Below are 25,533 nucleotides of genomic sequence, written 5' to 3' on the forward strand. Positions count from 1 at the left end.
CTTCTTTTTGAGGACATGCATGACCTATCAAGTTTGCATCGACATTGGCGGCACCTTCACCGACTGCCTTGTCTCGAACAGCAAGGGCGAGATCGCCATTTTCAAGTCGCCGACGACGCCCGGCGAGTTCGAAAAGGGCTTCATCAATGTCCTGCATGTCGCGGCCGAGGGCTACGGTCTGCTGCCCGCCGATTTCATGAAGAAGATAGAGCTCGTCGTGCACGGCTCAACGGTGTCGACCAATGCGCTGGTCGAGCGCAAGACGGTCAAGGTCGGCCTTGTGCTGACAGAAGGCCACCAGGACATCCTCGTGCTGCGCGAGGGGCCGCGCAAGGGCGCCTTCCAGTGGCGCCTAGACTATCCCGATCCCTATGTGCCGCGCCACCTGACCAAGACAGTGGCCGGACGCATCGACGCGCGCGGCCGCGAGCTTGCGCCGCTGTCGCTCGACGACGTCCGCAAGGCCGCGAGCGAGTTCCGCAATCTCGGCGTCGAGGCGGTTGCCGTCGGCCTGCTGTGGTCGGTGGTCAATCCGGCGCATGAGCTTGCGGTGCGCGCCATTTTGGAGAAGGAATTGCCCGGCATTCCGATCACGCTCAGCCACGAGATCAACCCGATGCCGCGCGAGTACAAGCGCATCATCGCGGCGGCCATCGATGCCTCGATCAACCCGATCGTGCGCACCTATATCGAGAAGCTGAAGACGGCGCTCGACGAGGAAGATTTCGCGGGCGAACTGCTGCTCGCCAACTGCGTCGGCGGCATGATGCCGCTCGCCGACATGATCCGCAAACCGATCTACAGCGTCATGTCGGGGCCGACGCTGGCGCCGATGGCGGCGTTGGCGCTGTCCGACGAGCCCGACATCATCGTCGGCGATATGGGCGGCACGACCTTCGACGTCTCGGCGCTGCGCGATCACCAGATCATCGTCACGCCCGACAGCATGATCCACAATGACTCGCTCGGCATCCCCAAGGTCGATGTGCGCTCGGTCGGCGCCGGCGGCGGCTCGATCGCCTTCGTCGACGAGGGCGGCCTGCTTCGGGTCGGCCCGCGAAGCGCCGGCGCGCGGCCGGGGCCGGCCTGCTATGGCAAGGGCGGCACCGAACCGACGGTCACCGACGCCAATGTCGTGCTCGGCATTGTCGACCCCGACTATTTCCTCGGCGGCAAGATGAAGCTGGAGCGCGAACTCGCCGAAGCGGCAGTCGACAAGATCGCCGAGCGGCTCGGCGTCACGCGCGAGCAGGCGGCCTACGCCATTTATACGACCAGCAACCACAACATGGTCGCGGCGATCGAGGAAATCACCGTGCGCGAAGGCATCAATCCGCGCGACAGCTTCTTTGTCTGCGGCGGCGGCGCAACCGCCATCCACATCGCCGAAATGGCCGACATTCTCGGCCTCAAGCGCTATATGGTTCCACGCTTCATGGCGGGCCTCAGCGCCTTTGGCGGGCTGATCTGCGATATCCGTAGCGAGGAAAGCGCGGTCCTGCTGACATCGGATGCGAATTTCAACGTCGACGGGGTCAACCAGGCGCTGAAGCGGCTGCGGCAGACCGGAGACGGTTTCCTTGCCGAGGCCGGCGTGGCGGCCGAAAATCGGCAGTTCGAGTTTTCGTTCCTCGGTCGCTACGAATACCAGTCCTTCGAGATCGAGGTGCCGTTCGAAAGCAAGGATGGTGCCCTGTCGGCCGAAGACCTGCCCGGGCTGGTCGAGGCCTTCCACAGGATGCATGAGCGCATTTATTCGATCCGCGCCGACAATGACGTGGTCGAGTTCACGGCGTGGAAGCTGCGCGCCATCGGCAAGCGCTCCGGCCAGGATCTCTGGCAGAAGAACACACTTGCGGTCCAATCGGGCGAGATCAAACCCAAGGCGCGGCGCGGCATCTACCAGCAGGAAAGCGGACGGGTCGAAACCGTGCCGGTCTACGAGATGGCCGAACTCGGCGCCGGCGCCCGTCTCGCCGGCCCTTGCCTGGTCGAGGCCGAGACCTTCACCGCCTACCTGAAAAACCAGCACCAGGGCGAGATAGATCGCTACGGCAATCTCGTCGTCAACATCATCTAACCCCGCAACCGCGTGAGGTAACGCCATGGACGCCATCAACAAAGCTGAGCTCGACGTCGCGGAGCGACGGGTGGATCCCTTCCTGATGTCGGTGCTGAAGAGCCGCTTCGAGGCGATCGTACGCGAGATGACGCTGGTCGTCATGCGGGCGAGCCGCTCGGCGGTGATCAAGAACGCGCGCGACTTCTCCTGCGCCATCCTGACCTACGACCACAAGCTGGTTTCGGTCGAGGATGCGCTGCCGATCCATGTCATGTCGATGGACATGGCGACGCGGCCGCTGACCGAGCTTTTCGACGACATCACGCAAGGCGACATCTTCCTCAACAACTGCCCCTATACGGGCGGCACCCATCACGCCGACCTGATCATGACGATGCCGGTGTTCCATGAGGGCGAGCCGCTGTTCTGGGTCGTCGCCCTGTCGCACCACGCCGATACCGGCGCCCCGGTGCCGTCGACCTATCTGCCCTTCGCCAAGAACATCTTCGAGGAAGGCATGCATTTTCCCTGCGTGCGGGTGGCGCAGAACTATCAGGAGAAGAAGGACATCCTGCGCATCGGCACCATGCGCAACCGCGTGCCCGATATGTGGCTGGGCGATGTGCGCGCGCAGATCGGCGCCTGCCGCACCGGCGAGCGCCGCATCGGCGAACTGTTCACGCGCTATGGCCGCGACACGATCATGGGCTTCGTCGAGGACTGGTTCGACTATGGCGCGCGCTGCGCCAAAGCGGCGATCGCGAAGCTGCCCGCCGGCAGCTATAGCTACGAGACGCGGCACGACCCGGTGCCCGGCGTCGCCGACGAGGGCATACCGGTTCGGCTCACCATCCATGTCGATCCGGTCAAGGGCGAGATCGTCGTCGATGCGCGCGACAATATCGACAATGTGCCGGGCGGCCTGAACCTCTCCGAGAACACCGCCACCGGCTCCTGCCGCATCGGCGTCTTCAACAATCTGGACGAAAGCATCCCGCACAATGAGGGCGCCAAGTCGCAGATCAAGGTGCTGCTGCGCGAGGGAAGCGTCGTCGGCAAGCCGAAATATCCGGTCGGCACCTCGGTCGCCACCACCAATGTCAACGACCGGCTGATGATCGCCGGCAATTGCGTCTTCTCGCGGATGGGCGCGCCATACGGGCAGGCCGAGAGCGGCTCGCATCTTCCCGCCGGCGTCGGCGTCATCTCCGGCGAGGACCCGTTCAAGAACGGCAAATCCTATGTCAACCAGGTCTTCGTCGGCTATGCGGGCGGCGGCGCCCGTCACGGCTATGATGGCTGGCTGACCTATTGCGGCCCGGCCAATGCCGGCCTCATCCAGCTCGACTCGGTCGAGGTCGACGAATCCATGTATCCGATCGTCATCGAGCGTCGTGGCGTGCTGCCGGGCTCGCAGGGTTTCGGCGAGTTCGAGGGCGCGCCGGCCACCGGCGGCGTCTTCTACCCGCTCGATCACGACATGACGATCGTCTACGCCGCCGACGGCACCTCCTTCCCGCCGCGCGGCGTGCTGGGCGGCGGCGACGGCAAGGAGAGCGAGTCCATCAAGGTCCGGGGTGGCGACAGGATCGTGCTGCCGGCGTTCAGCGAGGAGACAATCGAGGACGGCGCCAAGATCGAGTTCACCGCTTGTGGCGGCGGCGGTTACGGCGATCCGCTGAAACGCGAGCCGAGACGCGTCGTGGCGACCGTCAATCGCGGCTGGCTGAGCCGGGAGGATGCCGAGACAGTCTACGGCGTGGCGTTGATGGATGCGGCCGAGCCCGGCCTGCTGATGGTCGACGAGGCACGGACGGCGGAGCTTCGCGCCAGCCGGCGCTGACTGGAAAGCCTTCTGCACCGAGACCGGAAAGGGAGGGCGCCTGGCCAAGGTCGGGCGCATGATGCGGCCATGCATGAAGATCGAACGTCCTCGCGACGATTCCGCCTGGCGGATGCCGCGCTGCTGCTGCTTGCCGCGGCGATCTATGGCGGCATCTTTGCGGTGAACCGCCTCGCTGCGGAAGCGCTCTGGCCGCCGATGGGCTTTGCCTTCCTGCAATCGCTGCTGGCGGGCCTTGCCCTGGCGCTGCTGGTGATGCTGAGTGGACGGTTCGCCCTGTCGGCGGCGCATCTGCGCGCCTATGTCGTCATGGGTGCCCTGGTCGTCGGCCTGCCGATCGGCATATTGGTCAAGGCGGCGGAGCATCTCGATGCCTCGGTGCTCACGCTGGTGCTCTGTCTTTCGCCCATCCTCACTCTCTTGATCGGCGTGCTTGCCGGGATCGAGCGTTTCGACCAGCGGACCTTGCTCGGCATGCTTCTCGGGATAGCGGGCGTGGCGGTGATCTTGGCGCCGGGTGCCGGTGTCATTGGCGCCGGTGGCGTGTTCTGGTTCCTGGTCGCGCTTTCGGCGCCGTTGATGTTCGCCGCCGCCAACAATTGCGCCAAATGGCTGCGGCCGGCGGATGCCACGTCAGCCGCCATGGCTGCCGGAACGCTGCTGGGTGCCGCGGCCGTGGCAGGCGTGGTGATGCTGGCGCTCGGCAGCGCGGTGCTGCCGCCCGAGGGCATTGCTTCGGGCTTGCTGCCACTCGCCATCGCCACGGCGATCAACACCGTTTTCTTCTGGCTTTTCTTCACGCTTGTCGAACGCATCGGCCCGGCGCGCTTCTCGCTGTTCAACTATCTGGCGGTGGCGGCGGGAATTCTGTGGAGCCTGGTTTTCCTCGGCGAGCAGCCGGGGGCGCTGTTCTGGCTGGCGCTGCTGCTGATGATGGCCGGGATGTATCTGGCGCTGTCGAGCAAGGCCGGGCCGGAGGCTGCGCAGTGAACTCGGTACATGCGACATCGCGGCGCGTTCATGCGAGCGCCCGCTGCTTGCGCATGTCGAACGCCGGTGTTAGGTCTGCCGCATCGACAGGGGCGCTCCGTATTGCCGGGGCTGAGATATAAGGCGCCAAGCCTTCGGTCCCTCAAGCTGATCTGGGTAATGCCAGCGGAGCGAGGCGACCATGTTTTCAGGTGCACAGATTTCCCTCTATCCGATGTGCGACGATTTCGTCGGCGTCATCCTCGGCGCGCTTTCGGCGTTCGATCCGTACCGGGCGAATTTCCGCATCGAGACCGACGATATCTCGACGCTGATCGTCGGTCCGCCTGAACAGCTTTTCCCTGCGATGCGCGATCTGTTCGCCTCGGCGGCGGCAAGCGGCGTGCATTGCGTGTTGTCGGCAACGGTGTCGCGCGGCTGCCCCGGCGAGCCCGACGATCCGATCTGCACGCCGATTTCCGGCAGCAGCCACGAGCTGCCGCTGGCGGAGCGCATCGGCGCGGCGCGGGCGCATGTCGACGCTGCGGAAAGGCTTGGGCAAGAGGTCGCCGCGCAGTTCTCGCTCTATCCGCTCGGCGAAGGCCACCATATGGACGAGATCTACGGCTGCATCGACTTCCTCAAGGCGTCCGGCGTCTTCGACAAATCGAAGAACTTCTGCACCAAGCTGAGAGGCGATGCCGGACCGGTGTTCGCGACGCTGTCGGAAGCCTTCCTTCGCTTCGGCGCGCCGCAGGGCCATGTCGCGCTCGACCTGACCGTATCGGCGAACAGTCCGAGCTTGCGGTAGACACGTCGAACCGGTCGGTCAGTCTGTTCGCGCGCTGTCGCCCTCGTAGCCGCAGCGCCAGTAGGCGACGACGAGATGCGCGTCGCGCTTGAGCTTCCGGTCTTGCCTGAGGTAGGAGCGGATGGCGCGGAAGCTCCTGTGCTCGCAGCCGGCCCAGGCAAAGACGCTGCGCCCGTCTTCGGGCCAATGGACCTCGCGGACGGCATCCTGAAGCAAGGTCGATTTGCCTGGGGCCACGCCGTTCCTGTGCAGCCACTTTATGTCCAGCGAGGCCTCCGAAACCAGCGTCTGCTCCTCGTCGCCATCGGCGACTTCGATGCGGATGACGGCGTGCACGCCTGCCGGCAGCGCCTCGACGATGCGGCCGATCGCGGGCAGGGCGGTTTCGTCGCCGGCGAGCAGGCACCAGTCGGCGGCGGGGATGCCGCCGCCGCCCGGCCCGGTCATGCCGACGACGTCGCCGATCCGCGCATTGGCGGCAAAGCGCGCGCCGGGCATGCCGTCGCCATCATGCAGGACAAAGTCGATATCGACCTCCCCGTTGTCGACGTCGATGCGGCGGATCGTGTAGATGCGCACGTCCGGCCGCCGTTCCGCTCCCGGCCATGCCGGGCGGCCATCCTCGCCGGTGACGGGCCAGGCAGATACCGCGCCATCCCTTGGCAGCAGCAGACGGACATGAAGCCCGCCCGTCGCGAAGCGTCCGAGATCGCTGCCGGCCAGGGTCAGCCGCCGCATATGCGGCGTCACGCTGGTGGTCCGCACGACGCGCATCTCACGGAAATAGGGCAAGGGCTGGCCGGCCGCGCCATCGCCTTGCCAGACGATGGCGGGGTTCTCCGCCGAAGCGAAATGCAAAAGATGTTCGGCGATGGAGAGTTTCACATAGGCCAGCGATGTTTCGTCATTGCCCTCCGCGAAAACCCTCAGGCAGCGCTGGCAGGCTTCCATGCTGGCTGAGCCGAAGGCCGTGTCGATGCGACTGCAGGCGCCATCGATGGCGACGTCGCCATGATCGGCAAAGTGTGTGCAAAGCCGTTGCATGATGTCTTGCGGACATGACAGCGCGATCTCGGCGGACGCCTTGAGGTTTCTCGGCATGTCAGCCATGACGCGGCACTCCTTTTGCAAGCAGATGGACGAGATACGGTCCGCCAAGCAGTGAGGCGAACAGGCCGACGGGCAACTCGTACGGAAAGGCCGCCATGCGTGACAGCCAGTCCGACACGATCATCAGAAGCGCACCGATCAGCACCGCGCTGGCGAGGTGAGCTCGGGCGCGGGCAAAGCCGACCAGCCGTGCGAGGTGCGGCGCGATGAGGCCGACAAAGCTCAGCGGTCCGACGAACATCGCGGCAAGTGCGGTCAGGATCGCGGCGAGAACGATCAGCGTCAGCCGGCCTTTGGCGACCGGCAGGCCCAGCCCGCGCGCGGTATTTTCGCCGAGCGGCAGGATATCGAGCCAGCGGGCGGCGAGAAACAGCGGCAATGTCAGCAGCACCAGACAGGCGATCATGAGCCAGGCATCGACGCCGGTCGCCTGGCTGGTCGAGCCGCTGAGCCAGCGCAGCAGGACGTAGGACTGCGCATTTCCCATCGCGATGGCTGCTGTGGTGACGGCGCTGCACAGCGCGCTCATGGCGACGCCGGCAAGCAGCAGCCGCTCGGCGCCGAATTTCGCCCGCGCACCGATCGCCAGCATGGCGATCAACACAGCCAGCGAACCGAGCACGGACCCGGCAAATTGCCAAACGGGCGCGGCCGCCGCGCTGAGCGTCAATACCGCGGTCAGGCCGGCGCCGGCGCCGGTGCCGACACCCAGCACCTCCGGGCTTGCCAGTGGATTGCCGGTGATGCGCTGGATCACCACGCCCGCCACTGCCAGCATGGCGCCGGCGGCCGCCGCCACGCCGATCCGCGGCGCGCGCCAGGCGGCGAGATCAAGAAGCATGTCGCCGCCGGCGACCGACCAGCCCGTCGGCCCGCGCCCGAGAAGGAGCGCCACCCCTGCCGCGAAAAGCACCGCCAGAAACAAAAGCAGGATGATGAGCCGAGGACGGGCAGCCTTGCGTGGGGAAGGGCTGTTCGTGCCGAGGTTCGGCCATTCGAGCATGCGCAGCCTCGGCAGCAGCCAGAGCAGAACGGGGCCGCCCAGAAGTGCGGTGCCGGCGCCGGTCGGAATGCGTTCGCCGCCAGTGCCGGCCGCCAGTTGCGCCAGCCCGTCCGTCAGCCACAGCAGGATGGCGCCGATCAGCGGCGCGGCGAGCAGCCTTTGCCGCAGCGTTCGCGCGCCCGAAAGCGTGGCGAGCGCAGGCGCCGCAAGGCCGACGAAGCCGATGACGCCGACCTCCGCGACCACGCCGGTCGCCATCCACACGGCAAGCGCGATGACGAGAAAGCGGCTGCTGTGGCGCGCAATGCCCAGACTGCGCGCCGAGGCGTCGTCAAGGCCAAGGATCGTCAGCGGTCTGAGCAGCAACAGGGCGGCGACGGCGCCGACCGCAAGCCTGACCGCCAATGCGATGGCCGGCCCCCAGTCCTGCTGGACCAGCGATCCGCCGCCCCAGATGAACAGCGAGAACAGATAGTCGCCATTGGCGAGGATCAGGGCGGCGCTGATGGAGCTGGCAGTCAACGCCACCATCATGCCGGCAAGCACGACGGAGACGGGCTCCAACCCGCGCCGCCAGGTCAGCGACAGAACCAGCAGCACCGCGGCGATGCCGCCGGCAAAGGCGACCGGCCCTTGCGACCGCTCCATCAGGAACGGCGCGTAGACGGAAGCCGCCGTCATGGCCAGCTGCGCGCCGGCCGAAATGCCAAGCGTCGACGGTTCGGCCAACGGGTTGCGCAACACGCGCTGCAGCAGCAGGCCGGACAGGCCGAGAACGGCGCCTGCCAGCACCGCCACTGCCGCGCGCGGCAGCGTGCTGTAGAAAAGGATGATACGGTCGAGATCGACGCCGTCGCCAGGCGCGGTCGGCCACTGCATGCCGACGCGCCAGGTGAACAGGAGTGCCGCCACTCCGGCCGAAAGACCCCAGAGCACGATCGGCGGCAGCGCATGGCCAGTCACGGCGCGCTCGGTCATGGCGCGGTCAGCCATGGGCCTGCCCGGCAAGTGCCACTGTAGCCAGGCGTGCGAAGCGGCGCGCCGAGGGCAGGCCGCCGAAATGATTGATCGGTTCCAGCACGGCGACACGACCTTCGCGGACCGCCGGCAGTGCGTTCCACAAGGCATTTGCGGGCAGCGAGCGGCCGACATCGGCCGGCAGCGGCGAGACGACGAGGATCGATGCATCGGGAACGCGCGCCAGCGCCTCCAGACCGACCGGAGCGGCGGCGCTGTAGTCCGTCTCATCGATCCAGGCGTTCTTCATGCCGAGACGCTGAAGCACGTCGCCAAACATCGAATCTCGGCCAAAGGCGCGGAAATGGCGTGAGTCGCCAAGGCTGATGACAAAGACCGGCCGCCCTGAGGCGGCTGTTAGCGCGGCGCGCAATCGGGTGATCTCGACTGATGTCTCGTCGACATAGCGTTTTGCCTCGGCCAGTCGCGCGAGCCTTTCGCCAAGCGCCAGCGCTGCTGCCTCGGCCAGCGGGTAGGGTGGTACGCCGGGCGCGTAGACCGCTTGCGCAAGGACTGGCGCAATGCGCTCAAGCATGGGGCGCTGGTACTCATAGAAGTTGGAGATGACGATGAGATCCGGCGCGACGGTGCGCAGCAGCTCGTAATTGGGCGTGCCGCGCAGGCCGAGATCGGTCACCGATCGAGGGACGATCGGCTCGACCGCGATCTTGCGAAACTGGATGAGTTCGGTCGCCGCAACCGGCTCTATGCCGAGCGCCAGCAAAGTTTCCAGCATGCCCCAATCGATCGCCGCGACGCGCAGCGGCGCTGCCCTGGCGACGATCGGCGGCAGGGCCGCCGCCAAGCCAAGCGCAAGCGCCTGCCGCCGGTTGGGCAGATGTACCATCGCCCGGGGAAGAAAGATCATCGCTGGCGGATTCGGCACAGAATTACCAAGTCGTATGGGCCTTCAGCTTGAACGAGCGACCTTCGCCATAAGAGCAGGTCACGAGCGTCTGGCAGCTTGCGACATAGGTCTTGTCGAAGAGGTTGGTGATGTTGAGGTCGACGCCCCAGTTCTCCTTCTCATAGCCGAGCTTCAGATCGGCCAGCGTGACGGCTGGAACCTTCGCCGTGTTCTCGTTGTCGGCCCATGAGGAGCCGAGATACCGCAGGCCGGTGCCGATCGAGATGCCGTCATACCAGCCGCCGCGCAAGGTGTAGTCGACGGACGCCGAGGCCATGACTTCGGGCACGATGAAAGGTGTCTTGCCGATCAGCGAAGGGTCTTCGCTCTTGGTGAAGTCGATATCGTAGGCGGTCAGCGCCGCAGTGACCCTGAGATCCTCGGTGACGTTGACCTTGCCTTCGATCTCCACACCGCGCGAGCGTAGCTCGTCGGCCTGGACCTGGGCAAAAGGATCGGTGTCGCTGGCGAGGGCCACATTCTGGCGCGTCAGGTCGAAGAGCGACAGGGTGAACAAGCCATCGATGAAGGTCGGCTCATATTTGACGCCGACTTCGTATTGCACGCCTTCTTCCGGCTTGAACAGGTCGCCGTTCGCGTCGGTTCCGATGATCGGGTTGAAGAAAGTGGCGATGCTGGCATAGGGGGTGATGCCGTTGTCGAACTCATAGGCGAGACCGGCGCGGCCGGAGAAATCGCCGCCGGTCCTGCTCTGGGTGCTGGAGGTCGGACTATAGAAGGTCGGACCGTTGTCGGCCTCGAGCCAGGCCCAATCATAGCGGCCGTTCAGTGTCACCAGCCAGCCGTCGCCAAAGCGAAGCTGATCCTGCGCATAAAAGCCGAGCTGCTTTTGCGTCAGGTCCTGGTTGAGATAGCTGACGCGCGGCGTCAGTGGCGAGCCGTAGACAGGGTCGAAGGCATCGATGGGATTGTCATAGTTTGGATCGTAGAGACCGGACGACTGCACCTGGTCGATGTTGTAATATTTGAAGTCCAAGCCGGCGAGGATCGTATGTTCGATCGGGCCGGTCACCACCTTGCCCTCGATCTGGTTGTCCAGGAGGAAGGTTTGCGCCTGAGTGTCATGGTCGAAATTAATGCGGGCCAGATCTGTGGGCCCTCCGATCGTTGACCAGCCGTTCGGGTTGACGCTGACCTCCTTGATGTCGGCGGCGGTGAAGCGGGCATTGGAACGAACGGTCCAGTCATTGTCGAAGGTGTGTTCGAACTCGTAACCGAGGGATCCCTGCTCGCGCTTGTAGAGGTCGATCGACGGTTCGGTGAAATTGGCGTCGCGGTCGATGCGGCCATAATTTACGCCGCCGACAATCCTGTCGACGACGGTCCCTTCGTAGGGCAGGAAGCTGCCGCCATTGTGGTTCTCATCGATGTGGCTGAAATTGGCGAGTACGGTCAGCCGGGTCTGTTCGTCGGGTTGCCAGGTGATGCTTGGCGAGATGAAGCCGCGCCAGCCATCCTGCAGGTCGCTGTAGGTATCGCCACCGGCGACGCGGCCGTTGACGCGATAGCTGACCACGCCGTCCTTGGCGACATCCCCAATATCGAAACCGAGATAGACATTGCCGGCGTCGTTGACGCCGGTTTCGACATAGCGCTGCCGGCCGTCGGGACGCTTGCTGACATAGTTGACGATGCCGCCCGGATTGCTGCCGCCATAGAGCACCGAGGCCGGGCCTTTCAGCACTTCGATGCGCTCCAGCCCGAAGCTATCGACATAGAAGCCGCCGAAGCCGTAGCTGAACAGTTGCAGGCCGTCCATGTAGACGCCGGTGGCCGTCGCCTGGAAGCCACGGATGAATATCCAGTTGGTGTCGCTGTCGGGACCGAAGGGCTGGGTGAAGACGCCGGCGGTGTAGCGCAACGCCTCGTCGGCCTTCTGGGCGCCCTGATCGTCAATCTCCTGACGGCCGATCACCGAGACGGATTGCGGGATCTCCTTGAGTGCGGTCGCGGTCTTGGAGCCGGTCGTGGTCTTCTTGGCGACGACGCCGTCGACCGGTCCGGTCGCGCTGTCGCCGGCATCGCCCTCGACCACCACGGGTTCGAGCTGGGTGGCGGTCTGCGCATCCTGGGCGAACGCGGTCAAGGGCGGGATCATGGCGATGGCGGCGCCTGCCAAAAGCAGCTTCATCCGGCAAATTCTGTTCATAAGGCAAACCCCAGGTTCTCTAGACATATACCTGACTGTTTACCTCAACTTATAGGCGGATCATTGGACGGATTTGCGCGGTTTGTCGATTTTTGTCCAAAAGGCGGACCTTGCTGCGCCCTGCTGCGGGGAAATATCATTGGCGCCGGTGGGCGGCCATCCAGGCGCCCGGCGTCAACCCAACGATGGATTTGAATACCCGCGTCAGATGCGCCTGATCGAAAAAGCCGGTGGCTTCGGCGATATCACCGAGCGACGCCTGTTCATGCGCCATCATGGCCTGGATCTTCCTGATCCGCGCCTGCATCTGCCAGCGGTGCGGCGGCACGCCGGTGGCCGCCTTGAAGGCATGGCTGGTGGCGGTTTCGGACAGGCCGGTCAGCCCTGCGAGATCGGCGAGGCGAATCTTGCCCAGGCAATGCGCGTCGATATAGTCGGTGACTAGGCGCAGCTTGCGGCGGGACAGCGGCGCGCGGCGCCGCGGTCCGTCCGTCCGTCCTATCTCAAAAAGCCCGGCGAACAATGCGTTCAGCAGGCCTTCGCCATAGAGGTCGTGCATCGGCAGGCCGCTGTCGCATTCGGTCGCGATCAGGCCGGCGAGCGCTGCGATCCGGTCGTCGCAAAACTGGAAGCGCGACACACGCAGCGCCTCGCGGTCGAGGCTGCCGCCGAAGCGGCGCGTCAACGCCGCCTCGTCGAAGTGCAGATCGAGATGCTTGATGCGGCGCAGGCCCTCGACCCGGCCCCTGATCGGCACGCCCGCCGGTATGTAGGCCATGGAAAATGCCCGATCGTGACGGCGCAATTCGCCCCGCGCCCCCTCGACGAAGAAGGCGCCGTCGCCGTCGACCTTCAGCGTCACAAAGAGCCGGGGGTCGGGAGACACATAATAGCCTCCCGCTTCCTCCGCGCACGAGACGTCCCAGAGGTCGGCGACGACGCCGTCCCAGACATGCCCTTTCAGGCCGCCTATGACGGAAAAACCCTGAATGCGACTTTCCATGCGCGGAGCGAAGGCCACGTCCGTTTCCCTGTAATGGCATGATCCCTCGGCCTTGATATATTTCATGACAGAAATTATCAAGTTTTACCGGTCAGCAGAAACGCAGTGAGCGGCGTCGAGCGAAGTCGACTCTACCGCTGTGTGTCCAGGCGCGCGCGAAACTCCTCGAGCTCCGCCTCAGTAATGCCGGCGACTTCGGCTTCATTGGGATAGCTGCCGCTCGCGACGTCCTTGCGGAAGCCCGACAGCGCCTCGACCCGCGCGTCCCTGACGGACTGGTGCAAAGCGGCCAGATTGCCCCAGGCACGCGCATGGCGCGGCAGCCGGGCGCTCTCGCCGCAAATGTCCGAGGTGAACAGGAAGATGACGTCCGCCTCAGTGCCCGAGCCAAGCGAGACGGTGACGAGCGAGGTGCGGCGGTTGATCTCGGCCATCACCTCGGCAGCGATGATCTCGCATTCGACGGCGAAGGCGCCGGCATCCTCGAGCCGCCGGAAGCGGTCCCATAGGTCAAGCGCCTCGGCCGAGGTCTTGCCGACCGCCCTGATGCCGCCGACCCAGGTGGATTTGCGCGGCACGAAGCCGAGATGCCCCATCACCGGTATCTGTTCATTGGCGAGCAGCCGCACACTGTCATGGCCGCGCCCGGTGATCACCGCATCGGCGCCTGATGTGATGGCGCCAAAGGCAATGCGCAGTATCTCGTCGCCGGTGACGGCATCGGCGAAGCCGAGGGCAGCGGTGACGAAGACGCGGCGCGAACCCTCGCGCACACGCAAGACGTTGGCGGCGCGGCAGACCACCATCTCGACGCCGGCAGCCTCGGCCGCCGCCGCTTCATCAGCTGTCTCGGCCGTCACTTGGGCGGCATGACGCCCGGTGCCCTTGAGCGCGCGCAGGTCCGCGACAGTCAGGCTGCGCTCGACCTCGCGGCCGCCGAAATCGAAGATGCGCGGCATTTTAGCTTTTCATCTTCCTGGCGTAGTAGTCGGGCGCCACGACACCTGGCTTGGAGAACCAGGCCGGCACGTCGACGCCTGAATAAAGCAGGATGTTGCCCCACGGATCGAAGGCGCCGGTGCGCACGATGACCTTGGCCTTTGCCGCCATCTCGGCGAGGATCGTCTCGTGCTTCGTCGTCTCGAAATCGGCGTCGGGGAACAGCCGCTTCAGCTTGGCCAGCAAGGGCGCATTGTGCACCGGCAGCGTGTCGGCATAGCCGACGCGCTCGGCGATGAAGCTGGCCGCGATCGGCGTCAGCACAGTCTCCAGGTCCGGCACGTCCGGCGAGATGGCAAGGTCGATGCGCCAGGCGGTCGAGGGGATCGGAAAGCCCGCATCGCAGACGATCATCAGGTCGCCATGGCCCATCGAGGCGATGGCATGCGCCAGTTCGGCATTGAGCAGCCGGTTTCGGTTCATGTCGTTTCCTTCCATGTTGTCTTCAGGGCCTCAGCGTAGAGCGCGTCGGCCTTGGCCCGCTGGGGCAGGCCGGGAATGACGCCGAGTTCGGTGCAGGCGATTGCGCCGCAGACGACGCCGAAGCGGACCGCGTCGATGATGTCGCGGCCTTCGGCGAGCGCCACCGCGAAGCCCGAATTGAACGCGTCGCCGGCGCCGGTCGTGTCGACCACGCTGACCGGCACCGCCGGTACCATCACATCGAGTTCGTCGGTCAGGATCAGCGCGCCGCTGCGGCCGAGCGTCACCACGACGTTGCGGACACCGCGGCGGCGCAATTCGCCGGCGAGCTCGCGCGAGGAGCGCGCATCGTCGGCCGGCAGGCCGAGCAGAATGCGCAGTTCGCTTTCGTTCGGGGTCAGATAGTCGACGGAGGCGAAAATCGTGTCGGGAAGCTGGCGTGCCGGCGCGGGATTGAGGATGGTGCGGGCGCCATGCTTGCGGCCGAGTTCCATGGCGCGGGCGGCAGCGGCGATCGGCACTTCCAGCACGGTCATGACGACGTCGCTTTCAGCAATGCGCTGGTCCGCCGTATCGACGGTCTCGGCATTCATCAGCTCGTTGGCGCCCATGTCGAGGATGATGAAATTCTCGCCCTTGTCGTTGAGGATGATGAAGCCGACGCCGGTGGCGCGCTCGGTGCGCGTCGTCACCAAGCTCGAATCCACGCCCTCGGCGGCATAGAGGTCGGTGGCGATGCCGGCCAGCTTGTCGGTGCCGATGATGGCGACCAGCGATGAGGCGGCACCCAGCCTTGCCGTGGCGACGGCCTGGTTGGAGCCCTTGCCGCCCGGTCCCATGTCGAAATCGGTGCCGAGCATCGTCTCGCCGAAGATCGGCAGCTTGGGCGCCCGCATGGTCAGCCCGACCGCGAAACTGCCGACGATTGTGATCTTAGGCGTGATCTGGGGTCTGGTGGTCATCAATGCCTCGTTCGGGGCTTCGTTCAGGACGCCATGGCGCGCGCCAGGATCGCTTCCTCGTTGATGCCGGCGCCGGTCAGTTCGCCCGAGATCCGGCCGTTGCGCAGCACCAGAACGCGTTCGGCGTTCATGATCAATTCCGGAATCTCCGACGAGATCATGACCACTGCCACGCCTTCGCCGGCAATGCCGCGCAGGATGGCGTAGATCTCGGCCTTGGCGCCGATATCGACGCCGCGCGTCGGCTCGTGCAGGATGAGCACGCGCGGGTTGGTGACGAGGCTGCGCCCGAGGATGATCTTCTGCTGGTTGCCGCCGGACAATGTCGCCAGTCTCTGGCCAAGATGTGAAATGCGCGCGTCGAGCCGGGCGACCTGCGCGCGGGCTTCGCGGCGGACCGCGCCGCGCCGCATGAAGCCGGCAAGCGAGAAGCGCGGCAGCGAGGCCGAGACCACGTTGTTGGCGACGCTCATCGCCAACAATGCGCCGGCGCCGCGCCGGTCCGCCGGCACCAGGGCCATGCCGTTGCGGATCGAGGCGTGCGGATCGGCGGCGCGCAATTCCTTGCCGTCGATGGTGATGTGGCCGCTGCGGCCGCACAGGCCGAAAAGGGCCTCGCCAAGTATGTCCTTGCCGGAATCCGGCAGACCGCCAATGCCGAGGATTTCGCCGGCGCGTGCTTGAAAGCTCAAGCCATCGAGGCTAGGCGCTGTCAGCTTGTCAACCGATAGCACGATCGGCGCGCCATCCGACCGCGCGTCGGGCTGCAACGACCACTGCGCCGCCGTGTCGAGATCGCGGCCGACCATGGCGCGGATCAGCCGGTCTTCCGACAGGCCGTCATTGTCCAGCGTCTCGATGGTGCGGCCGTCGCGCATCACTGTGATGCGGTTGGCAAGGTCGAGCACTTCCTTCAGATGATGCGAGACGTAGATGACGGTGACGCCTTCGCCGCGCAATTGCCTGACGATGTCGAACAGCCGCTCGCTCTCGCGTTTGGAAAGTGCCGAATTGGGTTCGTCTAGCACAAGCACGCGGGCTCGCTGGCGGATGGCGCCGGCGATCTCGACCAGCTGCATCTCGGCGACGGAAAGCCGGCCGACCCTGGTATCGGGGTCGAGCTTGCCCATGCCGAGGCGGGACAAGGCCGCGCGCGCCTCGCGCCGCATCGTGTCGCGCGGTACCAAAGACACGGCCGAGCGCGCCGCCATGTCCGACATCATGATGTTGTCGGCGATGGTCAGTGTCGGGCAGAGCGCCAGTTCCTGATAGACCACGGTGATGCCGGCGGCCCGGCTGGCCAGCGGCGAGGCGATGGTGGCTTGCCTGCCGTCGATGCGGATTTCGCCACCGTTAGGCTGCAGGTCGCCGGCAAGGATGTTCATCAAGGTCGATTTGCCGGCGCCGTTCTCGCCGACGACGGCATGCACTTCGCCAGGGCGGAAGTCGATGGAAATACGGTCGAGCGCCAGCACGCCGGGAAACCGCTTGGTCAGGCCGGAGATTTCGACGATGGGGGCAGGCGTCTGTTGCTCGGTCATGAGGCTGGCTGAACGGAGAGCTGCCGACCTCAGGGCCGGCAACTCACGTTACGCTGGCATGTTACTTCTTGGCGACCTCGGCGATGTTTTCCTTGGTGTAGACGCCGACGCCAGTGTCGAGATTTTCAATCGGCTGGCCCTTGAGGAACTGCACGATCAGGTCGACGGCGGCAAACCCCTGCTTCTCCGGCGCCTGGTCGATCGTCGCCTGGACATTGCCGTCCTGTACGAGCTGCACTGTCTGGTCGAGCAGGTCGAATCCGACCACCTTGACCTTGTCGGCGGCCTTGTTGCGTTCGACCCAGGTGCCGGCGGCCGGCGTCGAGCAGCATTCGAGCGACAGCACGCCTGATATCGCCGGATTGGCCAGCATGGCGTTCTCGATCGCCGAATAGATCTTTTGTGGGTCAGTGCCGGTGTTGAGCGTCGAGACCACCTCGATGCCGGGCTCGGCCTTGAGCGCCTCGCGCGCGCCCTTTTCGCGATCGAGCGACCACTGGGCGGCGGCGTCGATCGTGGTGATCATCACCTTGCCCTTGCCGCCCAGCACCTTGGCCATCAGCTTGCCGGCCTCGCGGCCGGACTGGACGAGGTCCTGGCCGGCGAAGGCGAGGCGCTTGCTTTCGGGATTGTCGGTGTTGAAGGTCACCACCGGGATGCCGGCGGCGATGACGCGGTCGATCAGTGGCGCCAGCGCGTCGGTCGAGACCGAGGAGATGGCCAGGCCGTCCATCTTGCCCATCAGCGTCTCGATCTCGCTGATCTGGCCATCGGCATCGGCGCCGACGGGGCCGATGAACTGCGCGCTGACCTTGTCCTCCTTGGCGGCGCGCTCGACGCCGGTCTTCATGAACGGCGCGAATTCGTTGGAGACGTCATGGTAGGAGACATAGATGTCGAGTGGCTGGCCGGCGGCGATCTTGGCCTTGATGCGGTCGGCCAGCGCGAAATCGGCAAGCTTGGCGCCGGCATGGGCCGACAGCGGCAGCAGGCTGAGTGCGGCTGCGAGAATGACATGTCTAAGTTTCATGGATAGTCCTCCCTTGTTTGGCCCTTGATTTGACCTGTTGGTTGCTCTGCTTTCAGCTCGTGCGGCGCGTGCTCCATTTGTCGATGCCGACCGCAATGATGATGACCAGGCCGATCATCAGTTCCTGGACGAAGGGCGACACGCCCATCAGCACCAGGCCGTTGCGCATGACGCCGATGATCAGCACGCCGAGGATGGTGCCGAGGATCGTGCCTTCGCCGCCCGACAGCGAAGCGCCGCCGACGATGGTGGCAGCGATGACGTCGAGCTCCAGCCCGACCCCGGTGCGTCCGGCCTGGCCGCTCGGCAGGAAGGCCATGCTCAAAATGCCGGCGAAGGCGGCCAGCACGCCCATCAGCACGAAGGCCCAGATCTTGACCGAGTTGACGGAGATGCCGGACACGCGGGCGGCCTTGGCGCTGCCGCCGACGGCATAGACGCGGAAGCCGAAATTGGAGAAGGACAGCACCACCCAGGCAAGGGCTGCGATGATGACGAAAAAGACGAGCTGCATCGGGACGATGCTGAACAGATAGCCCTGACCCATGTAGCCGAAGGACTGCAGGACCTCGGGCAGGGCGCCGTTGCGGGCATTCACTGTCACCGGCTGGCCGTTGGTCAGGATAAGGGCCGCGCCGCGCACGATGGAGAGCATGCCGAGCGTCGCGATCAGCGAGGGCAGGCGGCCATAGGTGGAGAGCACGCCGTTGATGAGGCCGATGGCGACGCCGGTGGCGAGGCCCGCGCCGATCGCCGGCAGCAGCGCCCAGCCGGCGATGATCAACATGCCGGTGGCGAGGCCTGAGAATGCATAGGTCGAGCCGACCGACAGGTCGACCTCTCCGGCGATCAGCACGAATGTCATGCCGACCGCCATGATCCCGAGCAGGGAGATCTGGCGACCGACATTGAGCAGGTTGAGCGACGTCAGGAACCCGTCAGTGGCAAAGGACAGGAACAGGCACAGCGCGAGTAGCGCGATGAACACGCCCGCCTCGCGCGCCCGCAACAGCCGCGCCAACGTCAATCGGTCCGTGGCTGGCGCGCGCGCGCCGGTCCTGACCGCATCGGCCATACAGCATCCTCCCTGCGTGCGGCGAGGTGCCGGTCGCGACCGGCTTCGCCACTCTTCTCCCGTTCTTCCCTCATCGACCCGGGCTGAGCTCGCGCACGGGTCGATGCATGAGAGCCCGATCATCCCAAACAGATTCAGGATGCGACTCTATCTCTTTGTTCGACCTGATCTTTTTCCGCCCCGAAGGTGAGGGATCAAGGTCCGGTGCGGGTGCGGGCGCCCGCCCCTTGCTTTCGACGTCAGGACGCCTTGCGGAAGGAACCGGCCGGCACCTTGCGCAACTCGTCGTAGTTTCCGTATTCGCGCACCTTCTTGAACGGCGCGTTCTCGATAGCGTTGTAGGAGCAGATATAGCCCCAGCGATAGGTATCGGAGCGGTTGGCGTCGGAGCGATGCAGCAGATTGCCGTCGAAGATCAGCGCGTCGCCGGCTTCCATCTCGACATAGATATGCTCATAGCGCTTCAGCGCGGCTTCCAGATGTTCCTGCTCGACATTGGTCTGGTCGTTCTCGCGGATGTGGTTGAGGCGGCCGAGCTTGTGCGAACCCTTGAGCACCTGCAGGCAGCCATTCTCGCGGGTCGCCTTGTCGAGCGCGACATAGATGCTCATCATCTCCGGCGCGAGGCAGCCGTAATTGTACCAGTAGCCGAAATCCTGATGCCATTCCCAGGCACCGCCCTCGTTGGGCTGCTTCATCGTCATCTTGTGGCTGTAGAGATAGATCGGCTTGCCGACGGCGTCCTGGGCGAGATCGACCATGCGCTCGTCGCGGGCCAGCAGACCGTATTTGTCGTCCTCGGCCTTGGTCCACATCTTGAGAAGCGTGGTCTTGCCCTCCTTGTCGCCCTTGGCCATGACCGCGCCGGTCCTGCTCTCCGCCTCCAACTGCTTGCGGGCGTGGTCGCGGAAGTCGTCCACCTCCGCCGTGGTCAGCAGCCCCTGGCGAATGATGTATCCGTCGCTGATGTAGCGCTCCGTTTCTTCCTTCGTCATCGCGAGCATCGTCTTGCCTCCCTGGTCTTCGCGAAAGAGGCCGTCATTGGCGCAGAGCACCTTGAAAGCCTTGGGAAAAGCGGGGTTTCGGCCTGGTGAATGCCGACCTCGCCTGCCTCTTGAGAGCGACCATAGCGCTGCTTGGCGGGGAACAAAATGGACAGCAGGACGCGATGTTTGTATAAAACGCGCATGCGGGCAAGAACGTCTGTTATAGAAAGTTTCCACTATGTGCCGGCCGCCGGCTGGACGCGCACGGCATTCAGCGTGCTGCGCGCGGGCAAGGTCGCCGCGGCGCCGGATTACCGGATAGAACGCGCGGCCTATCCCGGCCAGGACATCCTCTATTGCCTGTCCGGCCGCGGCGTCGTCGAGACGCTGGGACAGCGGCTGGAGGTGCGGCCCGGCCAGCTGGTGTGGATGGCGAACGAGGCGCCGCATGTCCATGCCGCCGACGAGCATGATCCGTGGAGCTTGCTCTGGTTCAGGCTCGACGGGCCGGACCCGGCAATCCTGCGCCGCAAGCTGTTCGGCGAGGGGACCTTGCGGGCCGTGTTCACCGACGCGATGAACCCGGTCCCCTGGTTCGAGCGGTTGTTTGCGGCGCTGCGGCGGCGCGACGCCGGTCTCGACCTCAGGCTCAACCAACTGATCGCCGAATTCGTGCTTCTGGTCGACCGCGCACTGGCCGGCACGGGCACCGACGATCTGCCGAACGCACTGGCCGCAGCGGTGGACGCCATGCGCGGCGACCCCGGATTCGCCTGGAGCGCGCCGGACCTGTCCATTGTTACCGGCCTTGGCCCTTCGCAGATCCGGCGGCTGTTCCAGAAGCACCTGCGCACAAGTCCGCATCAGTGGCTGATGCGCGAGCGGCTGATGCAGGCGCAATCGCTGCTGGTGCAGAGCGACCAGCCCCTGGCCGAAATCGCCGAGGCCTGCGGCTTCTGCGACGTCTATCATTTCGGGCGGGAGTTCAAGCGCTCGGTGGGGATCTCGCCGGCCGCCTGGCGGCGCAGCGAGTTGGGTACCGGCCCGGGATACTGAGCCGGCCCATGATCGTTCGCAGCAGCCGCAAGTCGCCCTAGAACTTGCGCGATCTCTAATATAAGCGCACACTTCCGAGTTGGACGGCGGGAAAACGGCTCATAAGCAAAGCGGGAGGAAGCCATGAACAGCATGAGCCTCACTACACTCGAACGCGGCAAGACGACGATCGATGCCGCGGCCCTGGAAGCGCTCTCGACGCAATTGCGCGGCTCGGTGCTGAGGGAAGGCGATGGCGCCTATGACGAGGCACGCAGCATCTGGAATGCCATGATCGACCGGCGGCCAGGGCTGATCGTGCGCTGTGCCGGCGCCGCCGATGTCATTGCCGCCGTGAACTTCGCCAGGGAAAACCGGCTTCTCGTCGCTGTTCGCGGCGGCGGCCACAACATTGCCGGCAGCGCCGTCTGCGACGGAGGCCTGATGATCGATCTTTCGCCGATGAAATCGGTGCGGGTCGATCCGCCGACGCGGCGGGTATGGGTGGAGCCTGGGGCAACGCTTGCCGATGTCGACCTGGAAACGCAGGCTTTCGGACTGGCGATACCGACCGGCATCAATTCGACCACCGGCATATCCGGCCTGACGCTGGGCGGCGGCTTCGGCTGGCTGACGCGAAAATTTGGCCTGACCATCGACAATCTTCTCAGCGCCGATGTGGTGACCGCCGACGGCAAGCTGCTGCGCGTCAGCCAGACCGAGAATCCGGACCTGTTCTGGGCGCTGCGCGGCGGCGGCGGCAATTTCGGTGTCGTCACGGCTTTCGAGTTCAAGCTTCACCGTGTCGGTCCCCAGGTTCTGTCGGGACTTGTCGTTCATCCCTTTGCCGATGCCCAGGAGGTGCTGCGGGAATACCGTGATGCGCTCGAGCTGGCGCCCGACGAACTGACCTGCTGGGTGGTCATGCGGCAGGCGCCGCCACTACCCTTCCTGCCGGCTGAATGGCACGGCAAGGAGGTGCTGGTTCTGGCCATGTGCTATTGCGGCGATCTTCAGGAGGGAAAGAGAGCGACGAAAAGGCTTCGCGCCATCGGCACGCCGATTGTCGATGTCGTCGGTCCCAATCCGTTCGCGGGCTGGCAGCAGGCATTCGATCCGCTGCTTACATCAGGCGCCCGCAACTATTGGAAGAGCCATGATTTCACCGGGCTTTCCGATAGCGCGATCGAGGTCGTCACGGCAGCGATACCAAGGCTTCCCGGGCCTGAATGCGAAATATTCCTTGGCCATGTCGGCGGCGCGGCGGGCCGGGTGAAAGCGGACGCAACGGCGTTCCCGCAGCGCAGCGCGCATTTCGTCATGAATGTCCACGCCCGCTGGCGCGAACCGGGAATGGACAGGACCTGCATCGACTGGGCGCGCGGTATCTATGAGGCGGCCAAGCCCTATGCCGCGGGCACGGCCTATGTGAATTTCATGCCCGAGGACGAGGTCGACAGGGTCGAAGCGGCCTATGGCGACAACTATCGGCGGCTTCTGGAGATCAAGCAGCGCTACGACCCGCTGAATCTGTTCCGCATGAACCAGAATCTGTGGCCGAGGGAAAAACTGCAGGCCGCATAGGGTGAGCGCGTAGCGGCAAGGCCCGCGCCTCCGACGGCGGATGCCGCGCGCGGGCCGGTCACGCGTTCCGATAGGACCGTTACTGGACCTTTTGCCGGAACTTCGAATGACAGCTTGAGCAATCCTGCAGGATAAGATGCAGGAGGTGCTCGACCGGAAGTTTGGCGGGATCGGCCTCCGCCGCCGGCCGCTTGCCGAGCAAGCTGCCGCCGCCCATCGCCAGGCCGGAACCCATCCTCATATCGCCGGTGATGCCGGCCGGTGCCTGCCTGGCCTTGGCGGCCAGTGCCTCGGCCAGCGTCCCCATGTGATTTGCCAGCGCCTCGAATTCCGGACGAGCTTGTTCAATTTCCAACCTGGCGCCTGAAGGCGCGCCCAATGTCGTGCTGGGAAATTCCGCGATCAGGGCAGGGCCGGAGCGGGCGCGGATGGTCTCGGCCGCCGCCTTGAACGCCGCTGCGTCATAGGCCAGCTTGCCGTCGAAGATTCCGGCGATGGTTTTGGCGGCGGCCGCCATCTCCTTCATCGAAGCCTGGCGTGCCTCGACGATCGCGTCGCGGCCGCCTGCGGCGACCACCGAGCACGTACAGGCAAGCGAGAGCGTGGCGGCTGCGGCAGTCCATTTCACTGGACTAGGCTTTCTCCCGCCAGTTCGTCGATGATCGGGCAATCCGGCCTGTCGTCGCCATGGCAATGCTCGATCATATGATGCAGCAGACAGCACAACCCGTTGAGTTCGGCTATCTTTCGGTCGATCTCCACCAGCCTGGCCTCGGCTATGGCCTTGACGTCCGCACTCTCGCGGTCCTTGTCGTGATAGAGCGACAGCAACTGGCGGCACTCGTCGACCGAAAACCCCAGGCTGCGCGAGCGCTGCAGAAATCGCAAGCGGTGGATGTCGGAGACCGAGTAGTCGCGATAGCCGTTGTCGGTCCGGGCCGGACGTACAAGGCCGATGTCCTCGTAGTAGCGTATCGTCTTGGATGGCAGGCCGGATTTTTCAGATGCGATACCGATGTTCATGATCAAAATCTCCTTTGCAGGGGGGATAGACCTTCCAGCAACTGGAAGGTCAACACCGCCTGGGCAATTTTGATAGGGTAGGTCATAGGCATTTCGCGCTTGACCTTCCGGCGGCTGAAGCCCCCAGGGTTTACCACCGTTCGCATTTGGGAGAATCTGAAATGAAAGACTCGGTTCGTTCGATCTCGCCAGTGCGGCCGATTGGGCGAAAATCGACGTCAAGTGAGCTGCGATAATCAGCACTTGGACGGATTTGCCGCTTATGCCGGATTGTTTCTCAGCGGGTTGATCGCGGCGACGATTCTGCCTGCCCAGTCTGAAGGGGTGCTTGTGGCCCTGCTGCAGCGCGGCACCTATGAGCCTTGGGCACTCTTGGCCATTGCCTCGTTAGGCAACGTCCTGGGGCCGGTGATCAATTGGGCGAGCGGACGACCACCTCGACGTGCTTATGCCTCCCGCACGTCGACAATGCCCATCATGCCGAGTTGTTCATGTTCCAGGATGTGGCAGTGATACATGCGCGGCCCGGGCCGGTCCTGCCGCAGCAGGAGCCGCACCGTCTCGCCGCGCGCGACGTTGACGGTGTCTTTCCAGGCGAGGTAGTGCGCTTTCGAGATCTTGCCGTCGCGTTCGTGCTCGACCACCTGGAACTGGGTGCCATGCACATGGAAGGGATGATCCATGTCGGCCTCGTTGACGATTTCCCAGAGCTCGACCTCGCCTTGTTTGGCAACGATGTCGACACGCCCCATGTCGAAGGCGACGCCGTTGATCAGGAACCCCATCTCCATGCCGCTGGCATTCATGGCCATGGTTTCGGTGAAAACGAAGCGCCGGCTGATTGAGGGCGCACCAAGCCGCGCGATCGGCCGCAGCCTGTCGGGCAGCGGCGGGACCGGTTCGGCCGGCGTCTGCGACACATGGACGGTGAGCAGCGTCAGGCCGGCATCGGCAGGCCGGCCAGCGCCCATCCAGCCGCGATCGTAATCGAGCGTATACAGCGTCGCGGGGCCAGGTTTCTCGAAGGAGACAATCACTTCGAGGCGTTCCGCCGGGCTGAGCAGGATGTCGTCTGCCGCCACTGGCGCCTCCAACAGACCGCCGTCCGTCCCGATGATCGTCATCGGCGCGCCGTCGAAGGAGAGTCGCAAGAAGCGCGCGTTGGTCGCATTGTAAAGCCGGAAACGCCGCTTCGTGCCAAAGGGCACCGACAGCACAGGGTTCCTCTGTCCGTTGACCAGTACATGGTCGCCGACGCGCCCGTTCATCAGATCCATCATCGTGTTGTCTGGAATGGAGCCGTCCGCGGCGAGGCGAAGGTCAGTGAACACCAGCACGGTATCGCCATACGCGGCCGGAATGGGGTCGGTCCTTGGCTTGACTAGGAACACGCCGGCAAGGCCGCGATAGACCTGCTCGGCCGTCTTGCCGTGCGGGTGTGGGTGATACCAGTAGGAGCCGGCGCTTCCTTCCGGCAGTTCGAAGCTGTAGGTGCGCTCGGCGCCCGTCGCGACCGGATCCATGGGATTGCCGTCCTGGTCGGCCGGCACTGGCATGCCATGCCAGTGGATGGTGCTGGCCTCGTCCGCAATCCGGTTGGCGAAGGCGATCTCGACGCGGTCGCCCTCGACCGCTTCGATCAGCGGCCCGGGGCTCATGCCGTTATAGCCGAGGATCGGCGTGTCGAGTCCTTCGGCAAAGCGCGCCGTGGCGGGCTCGGCCGTCAGCCTCGCCCTGAACTGGCCGGGCGTGGCGGCTTCGTTAGCGAGGCGGGGCAAGTCGCGCAACGCCTCGCCTTCGGGCAACACGATAGCGCTTTGCGGTGGCGCGCCCATGTCATGGCCCGAGTGGTCGCCCATGCCCGGCATGCCGTCCATTTTCATCTGGGCCATGGCGGGTCGGCCCGCAAGAACCGTCACGAGGCCCGCCTTCAGAAAACTACGTCGATGCATCTGTCGTCTCCAGCCGTCACGCGAAGAC

General features: G+C 64.9%; 21 protein-coding genes. 6 read left to right on the forward strand and 15 right to left on the reverse strand.

Translation table 11 applies throughout. From position 1 onward, the window contains the following. Positions 1-19: 19 nt before the first annotated feature. The 4 genes from C9427_RS20425 to C9427_RS20440 all read left to right on the forward strand — a co-directional run bounded on the left by C9427_RS20425 (position 20) and on the right by C9427_RS20440 (position 5,685). A complete protein-coding gene (locus C9427_RS20425; RefSeq protein WP_107650902.1) occupies positions 20-2,080 on the forward strand; it encodes a hydantoinase/oxoprolinase family protein in 2,061 nt (686 codons plus the stop codon). Between the two features lie 25 nt (positions 2,081-2,105). Continuing rightward, positions 2,106-3,905: a hydantoinase B/oxoprolinase family protein gene (locus C9427_RS20430; RefSeq protein ID WP_107650903.1), complete on the forward strand. Its 1,800-nt coding sequence runs from the start codon at positions 2,106-2,108 to the stop codon at positions 3,903-3,905. A gap of 69 nt (positions 3,906-3,974) precedes the next feature. Next, positions 3,975-4,895: a DMT family transporter gene (locus C9427_RS20435; RefSeq protein WP_107650904.1), complete on the forward strand. Its 921-nt coding sequence runs from the start codon at positions 3,975-3,977 to the stop codon at positions 4,893-4,895. 181 nt (positions 4,896-5,076) lie between these two features. Next, positions 5,077-5,685 carry a YkoF family thiamine/hydroxymethylpyrimidine-binding protein gene (locus C9427_RS20440; protein WP_107650946.1) on the forward strand — a complete coding sequence of 203 codons (609 nt, stop codon included), beginning with the start codon at positions 5,077-5,079 and terminating at the stop codon, positions 5,683-5,685. Between the two features lie 18 nt (positions 5,686-5,703). On the opposite strand, the gene C9427_RS20445 is transcribed toward C9427_RS20440, so the two are convergent. The 12 genes from C9427_RS20445 to C9427_RS20500 all read right to left on the reverse strand — a co-directional run bounded on the left by C9427_RS20445 (position 5,704) and on the right by C9427_RS20500 (position 19,929). Further along, on the reverse strand, positions 5,704-6,795 hold the full coding sequence (locus C9427_RS20445; RefSeq protein WP_107650905.1) for a siderophore-interacting protein: 1,092 nt from the start codon (positions 6,793-6,795) through the stop codon (positions 5,704-5,706). Then, entirely contained in the window at positions 6,788-8,791 is a 2,004-nt protein-coding gene (gene fhuB / locus C9427_RS20450; protein ID WP_107650906.1) for a Fe(3+)-hydroxamate ABC transporter permease FhuB, read from the reverse strand. The genes C9427_RS20445 and fhuB overlap by 8 nt, the downstream gene beginning before the upstream one ends. Next, entirely contained in the window at positions 8,784-9,683 is a 900-nt protein-coding gene (locus C9427_RS20455) for an iron-siderophore ABC transporter substrate-binding protein (RefSeq protein WP_245437113.1), read from the reverse strand. The genes fhuB and C9427_RS20455 overlap by 8 nt, the downstream gene beginning before the upstream one ends. Positions 9,684-9,705: 22 nt before the next feature. Next, a complete protein-coding gene (locus C9427_RS20460) occupies positions 9,706-11,874 on the reverse strand; it encodes a TonB-dependent siderophore receptor (RefSeq protein WP_107650907.1) in 2,169 nt (722 codons plus the stop codon). 154 nt (positions 11,875-12,028) lie between these two features. Then, positions 12,029-12,913, reverse strand: coding sequence for a helix-turn-helix domain-containing protein (locus tag C9427_RS20465; protein WP_107650948.1), 885 nt, complete (start codon positions 12,911-12,913; stop codon positions 12,029-12,031). Between the two features lie 113 nt (positions 12,914-13,026). Then, a complete protein-coding gene (locus C9427_RS20470; RefSeq protein ID WP_107650908.1) occupies positions 13,027-13,854 on the reverse strand; it encodes a 3-methyl-2-oxobutanoate hydroxymethyltransferase in 828 nt (275 codons plus the stop codon). A 1-nt stretch (position 13,855) separates the two neighbouring features. Then, a complete protein-coding gene (gene rbsD / locus C9427_RS20475) occupies positions 13,856-14,317 on the reverse strand; it encodes a D-ribose pyranase (protein ID WP_107650949.1) in 462 nt (153 codons plus the stop codon). After that, positions 14,314-15,279, reverse strand: a complete 966-nt coding sequence (gene rbsK, locus C9427_RS20480) for a ribokinase (protein WP_107650909.1) — start codon at positions 15,277-15,279, stop codon at positions 14,314-14,316. The genes rbsD and rbsK overlap by 4 nt, the downstream gene beginning before the upstream one ends. Positions 15,280-15,302: 23 nt before the next feature. Beyond that, on the reverse strand, positions 15,303-16,820 hold the full coding sequence (locus C9427_RS20485) for a sugar ABC transporter ATP-binding protein (protein ID WP_107650910.1): 1,518 nt from the start codon (positions 16,818-16,820) through the stop codon (positions 15,303-15,305). 61 nt (positions 16,821-16,881) lie between these two features. Further along, the gene (locus C9427_RS20490; protein WP_107650911.1) at positions 16,882-17,850 is read right to left on the reverse strand and encodes a sugar ABC transporter substrate-binding protein; all 969 of its coding nucleotides are present in this window, start codon (positions 17,848-17,850) and stop codon (positions 16,882-16,884) included. Between the two features lie 52 nt (positions 17,851-17,902). Next, positions 17,903-18,925, reverse strand: coding sequence for an ABC transporter permease (locus tag C9427_RS20495; RefSeq protein ID WP_107650912.1), 1,023 nt, complete (start codon positions 18,923-18,925; stop codon positions 17,903-17,905). A gap of 239 nt (positions 18,926-19,164) precedes the next feature. Beyond that, on the reverse strand, positions 19,165-19,929 hold the full coding sequence (locus C9427_RS20500; RefSeq protein ID WP_107650950.1) for a phytanoyl-CoA dioxygenase family protein: 765 nt from the start codon (positions 19,927-19,929) through the stop codon (positions 19,165-19,167). A 183-nt stretch (positions 19,930-20,112) separates the two neighbouring features. Between C9427_RS20500 and C9427_RS20505 the strand changes: the two genes are divergently transcribed. Then, positions 20,113-20,967 carry a helix-turn-helix domain-containing protein gene (locus tag C9427_RS20505; RefSeq protein WP_245437114.1) on the forward strand — a complete coding sequence of 285 codons (855 nt, stop codon included), beginning with the start codon at positions 20,113-20,115 and terminating at the stop codon, positions 20,965-20,967. A 123-nt stretch (positions 20,968-21,090) separates the two neighbouring features. After that, positions 21,091-22,530 (forward strand): FAD-binding oxidoreductase, encoded by a 1,440-nt coding sequence (locus tag C9427_RS20510; protein ID WP_107650914.1) that lies wholly within the window; start codon positions 21,091-21,093, stop codon positions 22,528-22,530. 79 nt (positions 22,531-22,609) lie between these two features. On the opposite strand, the gene C9427_RS20515 is transcribed toward C9427_RS20510, so the two are convergent. The 3 genes from C9427_RS20515 to C9427_RS20530 form a co-directional block, all read right to left on the reverse strand. After that, complete coding sequence (locus tag C9427_RS20515; RefSeq protein ID WP_245437115.1) at positions 22,610-23,158, reverse strand: cytochrome c; 549 nt, start codon at positions 23,156-23,158, stop codon at positions 22,610-22,612. Further along, positions 23,155-23,553: a Cu(I)-responsive transcriptional regulator gene (cueR, locus tag C9427_RS20520; protein ID WP_107650916.1), complete on the reverse strand. Its 399-nt coding sequence runs from the start codon at positions 23,551-23,553 to the stop codon at positions 23,155-23,157. The genes C9427_RS20515 and cueR overlap by 4 nt, the downstream gene beginning before the upstream one ends. 446 nt (positions 23,554-23,999) lie before the next feature. Next, entirely contained in the window at positions 24,000-25,505 is a 1,506-nt protein-coding gene (locus tag C9427_RS20530; protein ID WP_107650917.1) for a multicopper oxidase family protein, read from the reverse strand. Positions 25,506-25,533: the final 28 nt, after the last annotated feature.

The organism is Mesorhizobium helmanticense, assembly GCF_003034915.1.
GTDB classification, from domain to species: Bacteria; Pseudomonadota; Alphaproteobacteria; order Rhizobiales; family Rhizobiaceae; genus Mesorhizobium; species Mesorhizobium helmanticense.